Genomic DNA, 3,577 nt, shown 5'->3' on the forward strand with positions numbered 1-3,577 from the left:
TCCGCTGCGCGGACCTTCGGACTGTCAACACCCCCTACTCCACACACTGGAGCATGTGAGCCAAGCGTGTGAGCCAGAAGATACTATGAACTTGCAACAGCGGTCGAAACTGGGTACTAGCTGCTTGTCGACGCTGGAGCGTCGGGATTCGCTCCCACGCTGGAGCGTGGGAGCCAGCAAAGCTGGGTTTCGTTCCTCAACCCAGCCTACGAACTGGAGTTACAACGATGAACGTGGGTGTCGCCTACGCCGACAAGTTTGAAAAAGTGTGGTTGAAGCTGGAGGTCCCCGACGGCAGCACCGTGCAACAAGCCATCGAGCACTCCGGATTATTGACCCGGTTTCCTCAGATCGACCTGGACACCCAGCGCGTCGGCATCTTCGGCAAGCTCTCCAAGCTGACCACCAAGGTCGCGGAAGGCGACCGGATCGAGATCTATCGCCCGATCACGGCCGACCCGGAGACCGTGGAGCGGCGGGATTCGGAATAATCGTCACACTGAATTTGGTTCCACTGCTGGCCCTTCCGATCACCTTCAAGTGTCAGCTGTATTTTTTGTTAGGCGATATTTCCCAAATTTATGTGGCATGCCCTTACTCTGAGAACTGTGTTTCAACAAACTTTCTGCCGGGATTGAGAAGGTCTCATGCAGCCTCTCGATCATTCGGAGGGTCAGCGGACGCTTGCGGGTCAGAATTTCGTATACGCGGTTTTTTCGACCGATGACCGGCACGAGATCATCAACGGTAAGGCCTTGCTGTTCCATGCGAAATTTGATGGCTTCAACGGGGTCTGGAAAGGCAACCGGATAATGAATCCGCTCATAGGCTTCAACCAGCGTAACCAAGACGTCCAAACGATCACCTTGAGGCGTGTCAGCTTCAGCAGACATGAGCGATTCAATTTCCTTGAGCGTGGCCTGATAATCAGCTTTGGACTTGATAGGACGAATTTCCATAGATCACCTCAGATCGTTTGTGCATCAATATCGTCGTATTGCTTGTGCGTTCCGAAAAAGGTGATCTATGCAGGATCAATTAATCGCGACCATGTTCACATGCTGATCGGAATCCCTCCGCAGCTGTCGGTGTCGAGGGCAGTCCAGTATCTCAAGGGAAAGTACCTAACAGGAAAGGGGCCAGGCTCAATTGATGGATCGTTTTTCACAGATCATTCGCCTGCAGGCGAACCGATGCCGCAATCCAGCTCCTCATCAACTTTCAAGCTCAGTGCCCCACGGTATTAGGCGCCTGAGCCAAGCCGTTAATGTGCATTAATACTCGTAGTGATAGCGAAGCTGGGCGATAAAAATGTGGTCATTTAAAACTTTATATACAAGCCTATGTTCATCATTAATGCGTCGAGACCAATAGCCCGACAAACCATGCTTTAAAGGTTCAGGCTTACCAATGCCTTCAAAAGGCTCACGCTGAATATCCTTAATCAGGGCATTAATCCGTTTAAGTATGGCTTTATCGGTTTTTTGCCAGTACAGGTAGTTCTCCCAAGCTTTACTGGAAAAAGTGAGTTTCATTCTATTAACTCATGCTCAGTACCCTTCCCTGCCTCAAGCTCCGCAATCGACTCTAGCAAATGGCGAGCATTTGCAGGAGACCGGAGTAAGTATGCAGTTTCTTCCATAGCCTGGAAGTCTTTTAAAGAAACCATCACGACAGGGGATTCTCTCTTTCGAGTGATAATCACGGGATCGTGGTCATTGCACACTTTTTCCATAGTTTTCGCTAGGTTAGCGCGTGCTGCGGTGTAACTTATGGTATCCATAGTAACCTCTCTTGCATCAATGGGTACGCGATATTGTACAGGAAATGTAGCAGCACACAACAAGACCGTCAACTCGGACACATTTTTAAAGAAAAAGAAAGCACCAAGAAGAAAACAGAGGAGAAGAAAAGGACACCCATTTTGTACATTTTTAAAGAAGAAAAGGACACCCATTTTGTTTGACCCAATTTTCCCACTGAGCTAGCACCCTCAACTCGATATTCTCAACCAGGAGTCCGATCATGACCGCTCCCCGCTCAGTCCTCGTCTCCCTTGAGGACACTCCTTGGTATCACTGTGTATGCCGCTGTGTGCGGCGTGCCTTCTTGTGTGGCGAGGATCCGTTCTCAGGCCTGAATTTCGACCATCGACGTGGCTGGATTGTCGAGCGTATTCAGCAGCTTGCTGGCTTATTCGCCATTGATGTAGCTGCCTATGCGGTGATGAGCAACCACTATCACATGGTGGTGCGGATCGACCAGGAACGGGCCTTGGGGTGGTCGATCGAGGAGGTGCTGCGGCGCTGGACGGCGCTCTTCACCGGGCCACTGTTGGTGACCCGTTATCTCTCGGCGTCACGGGCAGAGATGAGCCAAGCGGAGCTCGCCGAGGTCGAATCGTTGGCCGCGGTCTATCGAGCCCGATTGCACGATTTGTCCTGGTTCATGCGCACGCTCAACGAGCACATTGCCCGCCGGGCTAATGCCGAGGATGGGGTGAAGGGGCGTTTCTGGGAGGGTCGCTTCAAGAGCCAAGCGTTGCTTGACGAGAAAGCACTGCTGGCGGCGATGGCTTATGTGGATCTGAATCCGGTACGAGCGGGGCTGGCCGAGACGCCGGAGGCTTCGGACTATACCTCGATTCAGGAGCGCGTCGGCGGGGTACCGAAGGAGGTCACATCCGAAGCTGGCTCGCAGAAGACCGTAACCGTTAAAGATTCAGATCCCAACACAACACTCGCAACACTCAATGGGGAGCGGTTACGACCGGAGGCCGAGACGCAGGTCTTACCCCCGGCCCCACTGATGCCCTTCGATGCCACGGCGCAGACCCCTTGGGCGGTACCCTTTGCCTTCGAGGATTACCTGGAGCTGGTCGATTGGACAGGCCGGGCGTTACGCGCGGATAAGCCTGGATACATTGAGGCACGAGAGCCCAAGATTCTCGTCCGGCTGGGTATCGACGGGGAGCGGTTTGTCGGCTATTCCGAGCGTCTTCTCAAGGCGTTTGGAACGGCAGTCGGCGCACCGGCATCACTCGTGAATCTCTGTGCCCGGCGCCAGACCAAATATCTGCGTGGTATCCAGGCTGCACGCGCCTTGTGTGGTTCAGCCGGCGCGTCCATTCAAGTTCCCCGACTGAACCAAGCTTAGTTGGAAGGGTGGCTAGCGGAGCGTTCGTCGTAAGACAATGAAAACCGTCGGCTAACAAATGGCTCAGCCCGACCCAGTGCCGCGCATTGAGCTCAGGAGCTTGGCTCAAGTCATCAGCACGCGCGGTATTGGACCGGCTAGCCATGCCGTTATGTTTTCAATGGAGCAGGCAACAAATCGAGATGATTAACAAAGATGCGCTATGTTTTCCCGCCCTACCCTTTTACAACACCCTCCAAAGGGGAGGGATTTCCTGTTTTGATCCCCTCTCCCCAACACCTCTCCTGGCCGGGAGAGGGACTTTTGCGACACTCTCTCGGTGGGAGGGTGTCGCAAAAGCCCCACTCCCGGTCTCTGGTTCCCACGCAGCGCCTGGGAACGAGAAAACTCAGCCTGACTGATGACCATTTGGACCGGCAAC

The 3,577-nt window shown here is 53.6% G+C and carries 6 protein-coding genes; 3 read left to right on the forward strand and 3 right to left on the reverse strand.

Translation table 11 applies throughout. The features are described 5' to 3' along the window. The first annotated feature begins 227 nt into the window (after window positions 1–227). Window positions 228–491 carry an RnfH family protein gene (locus BQ17_RS18430; RefSeq protein ID WP_089729628.1) on the forward strand — a complete coding sequence of 88 codons (264 nt, stop codon included), beginning with the start codon at window positions 228–230 and terminating at the stop codon, window positions 489–491. 45 nt (window positions 492–536) lie between these two features. Here the strand turns inward: BQ17_RS18430 and BQ17_RS18435 are convergent, their stop codons facing one another. Next, a complete protein-coding gene (locus BQ17_RS18435) occupies window positions 537–959 on the reverse strand; it encodes a helix-turn-helix domain-containing protein (protein WP_089729630.1) in 423 nt (140 codons plus the stop codon). 60 nt (window positions 960–1,019) lie between these two features. Here BQ17_RS18435 and BQ17_RS24825 point away from each other — a divergent pair, with 60 nt between their 5' ends. After that, window positions 1,020–1,247, forward strand: a complete 228-nt coding sequence (locus BQ17_RS24825; protein ID WP_424945072.1) for a transposase — start codon at window positions 1,020–1,022, stop codon at window positions 1,245–1,247. A 27-nt stretch (window positions 1,248–1,274) separates the two neighbouring features. On the opposite strand, the gene BQ17_RS18445 is transcribed toward BQ17_RS24825, so the two are convergent. After that, window positions 1,275–1,535, reverse strand: coding sequence for a Txe/YoeB family addiction module toxin (locus tag BQ17_RS18445; protein WP_089729632.1), 261 nt, complete (start codon window positions 1,533–1,535; stop codon window positions 1,275–1,277). After that, window positions 1,532–1,783 (reverse strand): type II toxin-antitoxin system Phd/YefM family antitoxin, encoded by a 252-nt coding sequence (locus BQ17_RS18450; protein WP_089729635.1) that lies wholly within the window; start codon window positions 1,781–1,783, stop codon window positions 1,532–1,534. The genes BQ17_RS18445 and BQ17_RS18450 overlap by 4 nt, the downstream gene beginning before the upstream one ends. Window positions 1,784–2,025: 242 nt before the next feature. Here BQ17_RS18450 and BQ17_RS18455 point away from each other — a divergent pair, with 242 nt between their 5' ends. Further along, on the forward strand, window positions 2,026–3,156 hold the full coding sequence (locus BQ17_RS18455) for a transposase (RefSeq protein ID WP_089729633.1): 1,131 nt from the start codon (window positions 2,026–2,028) through the stop codon (window positions 3,154–3,156). The last annotated feature ends 421 nt before the right edge of the window (window positions 3,157–3,577 follow it).

The sequence above is a fragment of the Candidatus Thiosymbion oneisti genome (assembly GCF_900092655.1).
Lineage (GTDB): Bacteria > Pseudomonadota > Gammaproteobacteria > Chromatiales > Chromatiaceae > Thiosymbion > Thiosymbion oneisti.

Coding starts and splice junctions, on each gene's coding strand:
- BQ17_RS18430 (WP_089729628.1), top strand. CDS start 228: ATGAACGTGGGTGTCGCCTACGCCGACAAGTTTGAAAAAGTGTGGTTG.
- BQ17_RS18445 (WP_089729632.1), bottom strand. CDS start 1,535: ATGAAACTCACTTTTTCCAGTAAAGCTTGGGAGAACTACCTGTACTGG.
- BQ17_RS18450 (WP_089729635.1), bottom strand. CDS start 1,783: ATGGATACCATAAGTTACACCGCAGCACGCGCTAACCTAGCGAAAACT.
- BQ17_RS18455 (WP_089729633.1), top strand. CDS start 2,026: ATGACCGCTCCCCGCTCAGTCCTCGTCTCCCTTGAGGACACTCCTTGG.
- BQ17_RS18435 (WP_089729630.1), bottom strand. CDS start 959: ATGGAAATTCGTCCTATCAAGTCCAAAGCTGATTATCAGGCCACGCTC.